Raw genomic sequence first — 13,047 nt, 5'->3', positions numbered from 1 at the left:
CCCAATCAGGAACTGCTTTTAGGGTTTCTTAACTTTTCAATAATGCTTGCATTTGGTGTGACATACAGTGTCTTCTGGTTATCGTATGTTACATAACCAGGCTTTGCACCGTTCGGCTTTCTCACATGCCGTATAAGCGTATAATCCACCGGTACAGAAGAGGATTGTTGGGATTTACTAAAATACGCTGCAATTTGTGCAGCCTCTAATAGCGTATCCTCACTTGGCGCACTATCCCGAATAATGACATGGGATCCAGGTATGTCTTTTGTGTGTAGCCAAATATCATCTCGACGGGCTAGTTTCATCGTGACATACTCATTTTGCTTATTGTTTTTCCCGACCAAAATAGCAGTCCCATTACTGGATGTATAGGATTCAGGTACAGGCTTGGTTTGCTTTGTTTTTTGCTTCTTTTTCTTCGGTTGTTTCCGCAAGTACCCTTCTTCTCTTAGCTCTTCGCGAATTTCTTCTATATCTCCTGTGGATGCAACGTCTAGCTGCTGTAATAGCTGGTCAAAGTAAGCAATTTCCTCATTTGTCTTGAGAATTTCCTGTTCAATAACCTGCTTAGATTTTTTCAGCTTTTGATAGGTTTTATAATAGCTCTGGGCATTATCACTTGCAGTTTTGTTTGGATTCAAGTCAATAGTTAGGGTACCGCCGTTCGGATCATAATAGTCCGTCACTTCAACTGTATCGGCACCTGGCTTCACAATATGAATATGTGCTGTCAATAATTCGCCTAACCTTTGAAACTTCTCTGCGCCTTCCGCTTTCTTAATCGTTTGAGCATGCTTCTTTAATTTCCGGGTGTTTTTGTCCTTCTCATTTTTAATAAACCGGTAAAGATCTTTTGCCTGTTGTTTTACACGGTCTCTTTCAGCTTTACCTGAATAAAAGGTATCCAGCATTTTATTAGTCGTTGTAAATGCTTCCGTGTCCCCAGTGAAAGCAGACAATGGAATGACATGGAATTCTTCTTTTTTACCACGATAGATAATTGGTTCGTACCTATTTTCTATAAGTTGCTGTTGTAGTTCGGTGAATTTCTCAACGTATGTTTTAGCAGAACCAAGGTTTGCTCTTTTTACTAACTCTTTTGCAATAAAAGGAGAAAAACCTGTAAGTGTATTGACAATCTGCTGATCTACCTTACCTGCATTATAGTCAATTCTCTTAACAAACTGTTCACCATCTATTTGCAATGGGTCCCATTTATCTTGCAGTGGAGGGAGCTGATACTCACTTCCTGGCAAAATGGTTCTATGCCGGTTTTGGGACATGGAAACATGCTTCAAGCTATCAATAATATGCCCTTTCTCTCTATCGATAAGCATGACATTACTATGTTTACCCATTAACTCCATAACAAGCGATTTGTGGGTGATATCCCCGATTTCATTACGCGTTTTAATAGAAAATTCTACAATACGTTCCATCCCTTGTTGTGAGATATCCTCAATGATAGCTCCTGAGAGATGTTTTCGCAAAACCATGCAGAACATGGGAGCTTCCGCAGGGTTCTGGTAGCTGTCGTCGGTTAGATGAAACCTAGCATATGTGGGATGTATTGAAAAAAGCAAGGTATGGTTACTGCCTTGACTTCTTATTGTAAAAACGATTTCTGTATGAGTAGGTTGATATATTTTTGTTATTTTACCTGGTAATAATTTATGTTTCAATTCTTCTGTTACTGCTCTTGTAACAATACCATCAAACGGCATAAGATCACCTCCTGAGTAATTATAGCATTTTTAAGGACAAGTCTGCATAGATATTAATTACATAGGGGAGTCATCTGCATGGTTAAGGTGATATAAATACAACTAATTACTGGCTTATTTGGAGGAATGCCGATGAAATGGTATCAATTAGATGTTGAACGAGTAGAACAAAAGCTTCAAGTAACATCAAGAAAGGGATTAACGACGAAACAAGTAGAAAAAAGACGCAAACAATATGGCTATAATGTATTAGAAACTCAGAAAAATACATCCAAATGGCTAATCTTCCTTAAGCAATTTCAGGACTTTATGGTTCTAGTATTATTGGCGGCTACGTTAATTGCCGGGCTTTTGGGAGAATATATTGATGCCATAGCTATCATGGTTATCGTCCTTGTAAATGGGTGTTTCGGTTATTTTCAAGAACAAAAAGCTGAGAAATCACTGGAGAAATTAAAAGAACTTTCTGCCCCACTTGCAACGGTGTTGCGTAATGAAAAGTGGGAAAAGATATATTCAAAGGAAGTAGTTGTAGGCGATATTGTAAAAGTTTCAAGTGGGGACCGTATTCCTGCTGACATAAGAATCGTAAAGTCAAGTGGAATGGAAACAGAAGAATCTACGCTTACTGGAGAATCACTTCCTGTAATGAAATACGCAACAGCGATTACTCGAGATCAACTAGAAGCACAGGATCAAGTGAATATGGGCTTCATGGGCACGCTTGTGACAAGAGGGTCAGGAATTGGGATCGTCGTTGGGACAGGCATGAACACGGTAATGGGCCAGATTGCTTCCTTAATGGCAAATACAAAAAAGGTTATGACACCATTGGAAAGAAAACTAGCGGAGCTTGGAAAAATTCTCATCGTAGTTGCCCTATTCCTTACTGCACTTGTTGTAATGCTTGGTGTCATGCAAGGTCATCCCATTTATAATATGTTTCTTGCAGGTGTATCTTTAGCAGTTGCAGCTATACCGGAAGGACTTCCGGCAATTGTTACAGTGGCACTTTCCCTTGGTGTTCAACGAATGATACGCAAAAAAGCAATTGTACGGAAACTTTCAGCAGTGGAGACACTAGGTTGTGCTTCTGTAATCTGTAGTGATAAAACAGGGACCATGACAGAAAACAAGATGACAGTTAAAGAGCTCTATTTAGGAGGAAACCAGCTTTATGTAACAGGAGATGGCTACAATCTTCAAGGAGATTTTTTTCTGAACAAAGAGAAAGTGGATGAAGATTATCCGAATTTAAAAGCAATGCTGCTCTATGGAACCCTTTGTAATAATGCATCTTTACAAGTGAAAAAAGGAAAACAGTATATTGATGGAGATCCAACAGATGGAGCGCTTCTCATTGCAGCGCGAAAGATTGGTCTAACAGTGAACGCTACGGAGAAATATCGCATTATAAAAGAAATTCCTTTTGATTCAGACCGCAAACGGATGAGTGTTGTGATTGAAGATGAAAATCAGATGCGCTATTTAATCACCAAAGGCGCACCAGATGTATTATTACCTAGATCGACATATCAAGGGAACGCACAGGGGCGTTCTGTTTTAAAAGCAGCCGATATAGAGAAAATCGATAGGGCAGTAAATGATATGGCTGAGAAAGCACTACGTACGTTGGCTGTTGCTATAAAGCCTTTAAGCAAGAATGAGAATCTAGATAATGCTTTTCTAGAGAAGGATCTTACCTTTATTGGTTTATATGGCATGATGGATCCTCCTCGTAAAGAAGTTAAAGCCGCGATCGAAGAGTGTAACCAGGCAGGTATCAAGACAGTCATGATTACAGGCGATCATGTCAAAACAGCTCGTGCCATTGCCCAAAACTTGAACCTTTTACCGGAGAATGGGTTAGTTCTTGAAGGACATCAGCTATCGGAAATGTCGGTTGAGGATTTAGAAGATGTGATTGATGATACGTATGTGTTCGCAAGAGTGACCCCAGAACATAAACTAAAAATTGTACAAGCCTTTCAGAGAAAAGGGCACATTGTTGCTATGACGGGAGACGGAGTAAATGATGCTCCAGCAATTAAAGCAAGTGATATTGGGATCAGTATGGGAATTAGTGGGACCGATGTAACGAAGGAAGCCTCATCGCTCATTTTAATGGATGATAACTTTGCAACAATAAAATCGGCAATCCACGAAGGCCGAAACATCTATGAAAACATTAGAAAATTTATTCGCTATTTACTTGCATCAAATGTGGGAGAAATTTTAGTTATGTTATTTGCAATGCTCCTAGCTATGCCGCTACCTTTAATTCCGGTTCAGATACTCTGGGTCAACCTGGTTACTGACGGATTACCGGCCATGGCTCTTGGTCTAGATAAATCAGAAGGAGATGTTATGAAACATTCTCCACGTAATCCGCGTGAGGGAGTATTTGCAAGGGGGCTTGGCTACAAGATAATAACAAGAGGAATTCTCATTGGAATCGTAACATTAATTGGCTTCATGGTAACATACCAAAACAATCCAGATAATCTGATCTATGGTCAAACCATTGCCTTTACAACACTTGTTATGGCGCAATTAATTCACGTATTTGATTGTCGTAGCGAAAAATCTGTCTTTGCAAGAAATCCTTTTGAAAATATCTACCTAGTATTTGCGGTACTTTCATCTCTGCTGTTGTTGCTAATTGTTATATACTGGGAACCTCTTCAACCAATTTTCCATACAACATATCTAGGAATCAGGGATTGGATGCTAATTATTGTATTAAGCGCCCTGCCGACTGTACTATTTGGTTTTACAAAAAAATAATACAACCCACCACGTGTCTCTGTTACGAGAACACGTGGTTTTTAATTAATGCACGGATCGTCTACTCGTAGCGTAAAGAACCTGGAACATACTGAAGTTAATTCGGAAGAGGCTTTTTCATCAGGCGCTCTTCGCTTTTGTATTATCTGTTTTCATTTTTAGTGAATCAAGGTATAATGGACAATAACGGATGTGATAGTATGTTAATAAGTATGACTGGATATGGAAGTAATGTTTCGGAATATATGGACGGTACCATTCATGTGGAAATTCGTAGTGTAAACCATCGTTTTCTTGATTTTACTGCAATGCTACCTCGCTCAATATCAATGATGGAAGATGAAATAAAGAAAGTCATACAATCTTTTTTTCAGAGAGGTAAAATAGAGGTTTCAATTCAAATAGCTGGCGGGCAAACGAACGCTAGGGAAGTACATACAGACTGGGCAGTGTTGGATCAGTATATGTCCCAGATGAAAATGGCCCAGGAACGATATGGCCTGTCTGGGAATGTATCAGTAGAGGCACTGCCCTTGTTGCCTGAAATTTTTACTGTTACGGAACAAGAGCCTGCTGGAAAAAGTCTACAAGTCCCTATTTTAGAAGCAATACGTATAGCTGCACGGCAGGTAAAGGAAATGAGATCGTCGGAAGGGCAGTTTTTGGAGAAAGATTTAAGAACTAGGCTTGAATTAGTTAAAAAAACAATTCAAAACATCGAAGAACAGAGACCTGTTGTCATAAATGCTTACAAAGAGAGAATTTGGAATAGAATAGAGCAACACTTGTCTGAAATAGATGGGATGGATTATGACAGGCTACACCAGGAAGTTGTTTTATTGGGAGAAAAAGGAGATGTCACGGAAGAATTGACGCGGCTATCCAGTCATGTGTTCCATTTTCTTGAGACAATGGAAGAGCGAAGTTCCGTTGGCAGGAAACTTGACTTTATTATTCAGGAGATGCAACGAGAAGGGAATACGATTGGTGCTAAATCGAATGATCCTGTAATAAGTGAGCATGTCGTTAATTTAAAAGGTGAACTAGAAAAAATAAAAGAACAAGTGCAGAATATTGAGTAATGCTTGAGTTTGATCTATCTTTTTTCATATAATAATTATATTATATGGAATTGAACTTATAGCCTACTAATATAATAGAAGTTTATGCAATGTTAAGGGGGAAGCAAGTTGAGTCTACGATTGATAAATATAGGGTTTGGGAATGTGGTTTCTGCTAATCGAGTTATATCGATTGTTTCACCAGAATCAGCGCCGATTAAACGTATTATTACGGTTGCCAGAGACAATAATAAATTAGTTGATGCTACCTATGGTAGAAGAACAAGAGCTGTTATTATAACAGACAGTGACCATGTAGTACTTTCAGCTGTCCAACCAGAGACAGTCGGCCAGCGCGTGCTGAGCCATGAAGAAATATCAGATGAGAATTAATGGATTTGTATAGGAGGAACAATTTTGATTGAAGAGAAGGGAATTTTATTTATACTTTCCGGGCCTTCTGGCGTAGGAAAGGGCACCGTTAGAAAAGAATTATTTGACCAGGCAACTGAGCTGAAGTATTCTATTTCGATGACTACGAGAAACAGTCGACCGGGAGAAACGGATGGTGTGGACTACTTTTTTAAGTCTAAAGAAGAATTTGAAGAGCTGATTAACCAAAACGAGCTGTTAGAATATGCTAAATATGTTAATAATTATTATGGTACACCAAGGACGTACGTGGAACAGACCTTAGCGGCTGGTTATGATGTCTTTTTGGAAATAGAAGTTCAGGGTGCCTTGCAAGTGAAAGAGAATTTCCCGGAAGGTGTATTTATTTTTCTTTTCCCGCCAAGCCTGGAAGAATTGAAAAATCGAATTGTTAGCCGTGGAACCGAATCATCTGATTTAGTTTTAAACCGTCTTAAGGAAGCAAGGAAAGAGATCGAAATGATGGATGCTTATGATTATGTCGTGGTTAATGACAAGGTAGAACACGCTGTAAGCAAAGTTCAATCTATTATTCAAAGTGAACATTTAAAGCGTGAACGTGTTGCAAAACAATATAAGAAATTACTGGAGGATGAGTTGTAATGTTAGAACCGTCAATTGATGCACTACAGGAGAAGATAAATTCCAAATATACCCTTGTAACACTTTCTGCAAGACGCGCAAGGCAAATGAGTGAAACGAACAAGGTATTGATTGATAATCCTAAATCACATAAATTTGTTGGAATGGCACTGGAAGAAGTTCAGGCCGACAAGCTTTTCATCACGGAAGAATAAACATTTAAGAAGTCTCCTCACATGGTCTATTGAGGAGACTTTATTCATTGTGCGGCAATTCATATTAAAAGCGAAATAGGATTCGTATATGTTATAACTAATGTAGCGACTGTCGGGAAGGGGCGTATCACAAATGATGAAGGATAAAAAGATTTTACTTGGAGTTAGTGGAGGAATTGCTGCATACAAAGCCTGTGCACTAACTAGTAAGCTGACACAACAGGGAGCAATTGTGAAGGTGGTTATGACAAAAAGTGCGGTTGAATTTGTCTCCCCGTTAACGTTTCAGGCTCTCTCAAGGAATCCTGTCTATACGGATACGTTTGATGAAAAGGATCCGAGCAAAATAGCCCATATTGACTTAGCTGACTGGGCTGACTTTATTCTATTGGCACCAGCGACTGCTAATGTTATCGGGAAATTGGCAAATGGTATTGCAGATGACATGCTTTCCACTATACTACTCGCAAGTGAGGCACCAGTCTATATTGCACCTGCGATGAATGTACATATGTATGCACATCCGGCCGTTAGAAAAAACATGCAACAATTAGAAACATGGGGTTACCATTTTATTGAGCCTGGAGCCGGTTACTTGGCATGTGGGTATGTAGGGAAAGGTCGGTTAGAGGAGCCTGAAACGATCATTGAAACCATCATTCAACATCAACATGAAGAAATGATTGGGGATCTATCAGGAAAAAAAGTACTCATTTCAGCTGGACCTACACGAGAAAAGGTAGACCCAGTTCGCTATTTCACAAACAGATCATCAGGGAAGATGGGATTTGCTCTGGCAGAGGCAGCAGCAGCGCAAGGAGCAGAGGTTACGCTTATTGCGGGACCTTCTGAGCAGGAACTTAAAGAGCAGAACATTCATCGGGTTAATATTGTGACAGCAGCGGAGATGTATGAAGAAATGCACCGACATTATGCTGAAAGTGATATTGTGATCAAGGCAGCAGCAGTGGCAGATTACAAACCAAAGCACGTTTACACGGAAAAGATGAAAAAACAAGGCGGGAATTTACAACTTGAAATGGAGCGGACCCAAGATATCCTTATGTCTTTAGGAAATAAAAAAGACAAGCAGTTTCTAGTTGGTTTTGCTGCAGAGACAAATGAGCCACTAAAATATGGATTGCAAAAATTACGTGCTAAAAATTTAGACGCCATTGTCATTAACAATGTTGCAGCACAGGGTGCTGGCTTTGAAGGCGACACCAATATGGTGACATATGTAAATAAACAAGAGGATAAGAATGAAATTGGTTTAGCTACCAAAACAGAGGTTGCGAAGACGATTATTCAACTTATCTTAAAAGATATGAAGGATGAGGACATGTGAAAATAGCGAACGTAATCGTTGACGTCCCTGCCAGTTCGATAAACCAGACATTTGATTATCTGATCCCGGATAAATACTTGGATATCCTCCAGGTTGGAATGCGGGTCACTGTTCCTTTTGGTCCTCGTAAAATTATGGGTTTTGTTGTTGGAAAAGCAACGCAATCTGAATTTAAAAAACTTCGTGAGATTGATCAGGTTCTTGATTTAACACCAGTATTGACTACAGAATTACTTGATTTGGGTAAATGGGTAGCCAAGAATACCGTGAGCTTTTACATTACAGCATTACAAGCAATGCTGCCACAGGTACTGAAAGCGCAGTATAAAAAGGAATTAGTCCGGGATACAGAGGAGCAACTCTCAGAAGAGATGGAGCACCTTTTTGCTGGAAGGGATGTAATAGGCTATGAGGAGTTTGAAGGATCTACCATTAGTTATTATCAATTACAAAAGGCAGTTCAGGATGGAGATATTGTAATAAAATACTTGGTTCATTCAAAAATAACAAAAAAGTATGTCACAATGGTACAACCTGCAAAGGAACCTCATTTAATGGAAGAAGCTTTTCAGGATCTTTCAAAGCATGCTGTCAAACAGCGCGAGCTACTCGCCTATTTTATTGAAAAACCTGAACCGGTGGAAAAGAAACTGTTGTTAAAAAAATATCAAACAACTTCCAGTACGATTAAAACTCTTGTAGATAAAGCATTACTTGAGACCAATCAGGTTGAGGTTTACCGAGATCCACATCAACAACAGCAATTTAGTAAAACGACGGCATTGGAGTTAACAGAGGAACAAGAACAGGCAATTGCACCGATGAAGGAGAAAATTGCAAATAACGAACATGAGGTTTTTCTACTGCACGGTGTAACAGGGAGTGGAAAAACGGAGGTATATCTCCAAGCAATTCAGGATGTTATTCACAAGGGGCAAGAGGCTATTGTCCTTGTTCCAGAAATAGCTTTAACACCACAAATGGTTAATCGATTTAAGGGGCGTTTTGGCTCAAAGGTTGCCGTCATGCATAGCGCACTATCAGCGGGTGAAAAATATGATGAGTGGCGACGCATTCACCAAAAAGAAGTGCAAGTTGTGGTTGGTGCAAGGTCTGCCATTTTTGCTCCTTTTGAAAATATTGGAATTATTATTATTGATGAAGAACATGAAGGAACATACAAACAAGAGGATCAACCTAGGTATCATGCGAGAGATGTTGCTATTGAGCGCGGGAAGACCCATCAATGTCCAGTTGTTTTAGGGAGTGCTACCCCAACATTGGAAACCTTTGCCAGAGCAGAAAAAGGCGTGTACCAGCTTGCCACCTTATCTAAAAGAACGAATGAAAAGGACATGCCAAAAGTTGATATTGTTGATATGCGAGCAGAACTGCATGCTGGCAACCGAACGATGTTTTCCCGTGTATTAATGGAAAAAATAGAGCGATGCCTCGAAAAAGGAGAGCAAATCGTTTTACTTCTTAACAGGCGGGGCTATTCCACCTTTGTAATGTGCCGGGACTGTGGTCATGTTAAAGAGTGTCCGCACTGTGATATTGCATTAACCTACCACAAAAATACGAATCATTTAAAATGCCATTATTGTTCGTATGAAGAACCAATGCCTACTATATGCCCGGAATGTGAGAGTGATTTAATTCGTTATTTTGGAACCGGAACACAACGAGTAGAGGAAGCGTTAACGAAGCTGCTTCCTGAGGCAGGGATAATCCGAATGGATGTCGATACCACGAGGAGAAAAGGATCGCATGAAAAACTTCTGCGGAAATTTGCCAATAAAGAAGCTAGCATTTTACTTGGGACCCAAATGATAGCTAAGGGACTTGATTTTGAAAATGTGACACTTGTAGGAGTTCTTACAGCAGATTCTATGTTGCATTTACCAGATTTTAGGTCGTCAGAGAAAACCTTTCAGTTATTGACACAGGTAAGTGGTAGAGCAGGCAGGCACGAACTTACAGGTGAAGTCATTGTTCAGACATATACACCAGATCACTATAGTATTGAGCTTGCAAGTCAATATGACTTCGATGGATTCTATAAGAAGGAGATGGCTACAAGAAGGACGTTTCAATATCCACCATATTTCTTTTTGGCTCTCATAACAGTCTCACATCCAAATAAAGTCTCGGCAGCACAAACGACAAACCACATTGTAAAGCAATTACTTCACAATGTTAGAAACAATACGGTAGTGCTAGGTCCTTCTCCATCTCCAATCCCACGGATAAAAGATAGATATAGGTACCAATGCATGATAAAATACAAAAATGAACCACATCTGCGGGAAATCACTTCAAGTATTATGGATCATTTTAGAGAGGAAACCCAAAAAGGGGAACTACTTATTACAGTGGACATGCAACCACACCACCTAATGTAAAACGTATCTAATATAAGCAGAAATGAAATGTTTAACATATTACGTATAGAAAGAAGGCAACTAAATGAAACGAATCGTATTTATGGGAACACCGGATTTTTCCGTTCCCATCTTACATAACCTTGTGAAATCAGAGTATGAGGTAGTTCTTGCCGTAACTCAACCAGACAGACCGAAGGGGAGGAAGCGAGTTATAACCCCCCCACCAGTCAAAGTCGAAGCAGAAAAACATGGTATTCCCGTTTACCAGCCAGAGAAACTAAGAAATAGCTATGAAGAAATTTTAGCTTATCAGCCTGATCTAATTGTTACAGCAGCATATGGCCAACTATTGCCAAACGCTCTGCTAGAGGGTCCGGAGTTTGGTTGCATAAATGTCCACGCATCTTTGCTACCTGAGTTAAGAGGAGGCGCTCCAATACATTATGCAATAATGCAAGGTAAGAAAGAGACAGGTATCACGATCATGTATATGGTGGAAAAGCTCGATGCTGGGGATATATTAACCCAACAATCTGTACCTATAGATGATAAGGATCATGTCGGTACTTTGCACGATAAGCTCTCTGAAGTGGGAACTACGTTATTGATGGACACCTTACCACGTCTTTTTAATGGTGATATCAATCCTGTGAAGCAAGATGATGCAAAAGCAACTTTTGCTGGGAATATCAAGCGTGAACAGGAAAAAATTGATTGGCATAAGAGCAGCTTGGAGATTTACAATCATATCCGGGGGCTTAATCCTTGGCCTGTAGCATTTACAACCTATCAAGGTTCAAATATGAAAGTCTGGTGGGGAGAAATACAGGACGAACGATATGATGGCAGTCCAGGAGAAATTGTAGAGAAAACAGAAGATGGGTTCCTTGTTGTATGTGGAGACGGAAAAGCGATTAAGATAACAGACATGCAACCAGCAGGAAAAAAAAGGATGTCGGTTAAAGAATATTTACAAGGATCCGCCGATCGAATAAAAACAGGCACAGTATTGGGTGGTTAAATGAATAATTATCTACTAAGAGATACAGTTCTCGATATATTAATCCGTATTGAAAAGGACAATGGCTTTAGTCATTTGTTAATTGACAATGAATTAAGGAAGCAAAAAATCCAAGCTAAAGATGAAGGACTCCTAACTGAAATTGTGTATGGTACGATGCAATATAAATTAACGCTTGATTATTATCTAGAGAATTTTATTGACCAACAAAAAAAGTTAGATCTATGGGTACGTATGCTTCTGCGGATGTCTGTTTATCAGATGGTTTACTTAGACAAGATCCCTGACCATGCTATCATTCATGAAGCAGTTGAACTGGCTAAACGGCGTGGGCATAAAGGGATTGCTTCATTGGTTAATGGTGTTTTAAGAACAATACAGCGTAAGGGAGTCCCTTCTACTTTTTTAATAAAAGACGATGTAAAACGTCTTTCTATAGAAACAAGTCACCCAGAATGGTTGGTTAGTCGTTGGGTATCTACCTATGGTTATGAAACGGTGGAAGAGATGTGTAAGACAAATGTAACTAGAAAGCATACTGCCATAAGAATTCAGCCCTTGAAGATTACAAGAAGTGAAGCAATGGATAGGCTAAGACAGGAAGGCTACGAGGTTAGCCCTTCTACATTATCTTCACAAGGAATAATCGTGGAAAAAGGAAATATTTTAAGGTCCACTTTATTTAAAGACGGAGAGATTACCATCCAGGATCAAAGTTCCATGCTTGTTGGAGAATTATTACAAGCACAACCCGGAATGCAGGTCTTAGATGCTTGCAGTGCTCCAGGAGGAAAAGCGACCCATATTGCGGAAAAAATGCTGAACAAGGGGCGCATAGATGCTTATGATCTGCACAAAAAGAAAGCGAAAAGGATAGAGTACAAAGCATCAGACCTAGGTTTATCGATTATCCATGCATCTGCTCAAGATGCCAGAAGCTTGCAAGAAACACATGAACTTGAAAGCTTTGATCGCATTCTTGTTGATGCACCATGCTCAGGCCTAGGAGTAATGCGAGGAAAGCCAGAAATAAAATATCATAAGCAAGAAGAAGATATAAAACGATTAGCTGATATTCAGCTTGATATATTAGAAAGCACTGCGCCCCTTCTTAAAAAAGATGGTTTGTTAATTTATAGTACATGTACTGTAGATGCAGCAGAGAATGAAGGGGTGGTGAAGTCATTTCTCGCTAATAACACTTCTTATACAGTAGATAAAACCTTCTTTGAGGAACTTCCTGAAAGTTTAAGTGGAGCAAGAGGGATTACACCCTATGGACTACAATTATTCCCGCAGGATGAAGATACGGATGGCTTCTTTTTGACACGGATCAAGCGAATTTAATCAATGAGTATTTTATAAAATTATAGAAATAATGGTTTGTAGAGAATCTAAGATAATCGCTCCAACGATAACAGAAATATATAATACGTGACTTGATTATAAAAATTGTTCTTTTTTACACTTATTTGTGTAATACTTGT

Annotated in this window: 10 protein-coding genes; 9 read left to right on the top strand and 1 reads right to left on the bottom strand. The window is 39.4% G+C overall.

Going from position 1 to position 13,047, the window contains the following annotated elements:
* Positions 1–5 precede the first annotated feature (5 nt).
* Positions 6–1,727 carry an Rqc2 family fibronectin-binding protein gene (locus AC6CHS_RS04075; protein ID WP_498234272.1) on the bottom strand — a complete coding sequence of 574 codons (1,722 nt, stop codon included), beginning with the start codon at positions 1,725–1,727 and terminating at the stop codon, positions 6–8.
* Between the two features lie 132 nt (positions 1,728–1,859).
* Between AC6CHS_RS04075 and AC6CHS_RS04070 the strand changes: the two genes are divergently transcribed.
* From AC6CHS_RS04070 to rsmB, 9 genes are all read left to right on the top strand, one after another.
* The gene (locus AC6CHS_RS04070) at positions 1,860–4,514 is read left to right on the top strand and encodes a cation-translocating P-type ATPase (RefSeq protein ID WP_498234271.1); all 2,655 of its coding nucleotides are present in this window, start codon (positions 1,860–1,862) and stop codon (positions 4,512–4,514) included.
* 200 nt (positions 4,515–4,714) lie between these two features.
* Positions 4,715–5,596 (top strand): YicC/YloC family endoribonuclease, encoded by an 882-nt coding sequence (locus AC6CHS_RS04065; protein WP_498234270.1) that lies wholly within the window; start codon positions 4,715–4,717, stop codon positions 5,594–5,596.
* 108 nt (positions 5,597–5,704) lie between these two features.
* Positions 5,705–5,968 carry an extracellular matrix/biofilm regulator RemA gene (gene remA, locus AC6CHS_RS04060; protein ID WP_036573161.1) on the top strand — a complete coding sequence of 88 codons (264 nt, stop codon included), beginning with the start codon at positions 5,705–5,707 and terminating at the stop codon, positions 5,966–5,968.
* Between the two features lie 24 nt (positions 5,969–5,992).
* Positions 5,993–6,610, top strand: a complete 618-nt coding sequence (gene gmk, locus AC6CHS_RS04055; RefSeq protein ID WP_036573160.1) for a guanylate kinase — start codon at positions 5,993–5,995, stop codon at positions 6,608–6,610.
* Complete coding sequence (gene rpoZ / locus AC6CHS_RS04050) at positions 6,610–6,804, top strand: DNA-directed RNA polymerase subunit omega (protein WP_106896608.1); 195 nt, start codon at positions 6,610–6,612, stop codon at positions 6,802–6,804. The genes gmk and rpoZ overlap by 1 nt, the downstream gene beginning before the upstream one ends.
* Positions 6,805–6,937: 133 nt before the next feature.
* Complete coding sequence (coaBC, locus tag AC6CHS_RS04045; RefSeq protein WP_498234268.1) at positions 6,938–8,152, top strand: bifunctional phosphopantothenoylcysteine decarboxylase/phosphopantothenate--cysteine ligase CoaBC; 1,215 nt, start codon at positions 6,938–6,940, stop codon at positions 8,150–8,152.
* The gene (gene priA, locus AC6CHS_RS04040) at positions 8,149–10,557 is read left to right on the top strand and encodes a primosomal protein N' (RefSeq protein WP_498234266.1); all 2,409 of its coding nucleotides are present in this window, start codon (positions 8,149–8,151) and stop codon (positions 10,555–10,557) included. Before coaBC ends, priA begins: the two co-directional genes overlap by 4 nt.
* 64 nt (positions 10,558–10,621) lie before the next feature.
* Entirely contained in the window at positions 10,622–11,560 is a 939-nt protein-coding gene (fmt, locus tag AC6CHS_RS04035; protein ID WP_498234265.1) for a methionyl-tRNA formyltransferase, read from the top strand.
* Positions 11,561–12,907, top strand: a complete 1,347-nt coding sequence (gene rsmB, locus AC6CHS_RS04030; RefSeq protein WP_498234264.1) for a 16S rRNA (cytosine(967)-C(5))-methyltransferase RsmB — start codon at positions 11,561–11,563, stop codon at positions 12,905–12,907.
* The last annotated feature ends 140 nt before the right edge of the window (positions 12,908–13,047 follow it).

This window comes from Oceanobacillus sp. GQ8 (assembly GCF_059758495.1).
Note: the sequence above shows the minus strand (reverse complement) of the source record. Positions and strands in the feature narration are given on the sequence as shown.

Excerpts from the sequence above, each read along its gene's own strand:
- AC6CHS_RS04075 (WP_498234272.1), bottom strand. The coding sequence starts at position 1,727 with ATGCCGTTTGATGGTATTGTTACAAGAGCAGTAACAGAAGAATTGAAA.
- AC6CHS_RS04070 (WP_498234271.1), top strand. The coding sequence starts at position 1,860 with ATGAAATGGTATCAATTAGATGTTGAACGAGTAGAACAAAAGCTTCAA.
- AC6CHS_RS04065 (WP_498234270.1), top strand. The coding sequence starts at position 4,715 with ATGTTAATAAGTATGACTGGATATGGAAGTAATGTTTCGGAATATATG.
- rpoZ (WP_106896608.1), top strand. The coding sequence starts at position 6,610 with ATGTTAGAACCGTCAATTGATGCACTACAGGAGAAGATAAATTCCAAA.
- coaBC (WP_498234268.1), top strand. The coding sequence starts at position 6,938 with ATGATGAAGGATAAAAAGATTTTACTTGGAGTTAGTGGAGGAATTGCT.
- fmt (WP_498234265.1), top strand. The coding sequence starts at position 10,622 with ATGAAACGAATCGTATTTATGGGAACACCGGATTTTTCCGTTCCCATC.
- rsmB (WP_498234264.1), top strand. The coding sequence starts at position 11,561 with ATGAATAATTATCTACTAAGAGATACAGTTCTCGATATATTAATCCGT.